Annotated in this window: 1 protein-coding gene; it reads right to left on the reverse strand. The window is 48.9% G+C overall.

Annotated features, from left to right (window positions below; translation table 11 throughout):
- Positions 1 to 282: IS30 family transposase (locus tag H5975_RS08520; RefSeq protein WP_204785650.1), on the reverse strand; the 282-nt coding region annotated here is incomplete at both ends.

Consider the following 282-nt stretch of genomic DNA (forward strand, 5'->3'; position numbering starts at 1 on the left):
TGTCTTGAAGTTGACTAGCTAGTTCAAGTACGGCTTGAGTCATGGACTGACTGTCGCGACCATGGAGCCGTTTAACAATTGTCAGGCGACTCTTACGCTCCACAAAAGTCGCCACAGCTTGACCTTTACGTTTGCCAGAAAGTACGGTATCAGCTTCAAAGTGGCCGAATTCTTGGCGAGTTTCGACTTTATGAGAACGCTCCTCAATGGAGCGGCCGTGACTGAACGTACCACGCTTTTCTTTAGCACGATGACGACGAATTCCATGATCAGGCAAATCGG

This window comes from Limosilactobacillus coleohominis (assembly GCF_016901675.1).
Taxonomy (GTDB): domain Bacteria; phylum Bacillota; class Bacilli; order Lactobacillales; family Lactobacillaceae; genus Limosilactobacillus; species Limosilactobacillus intestinavium.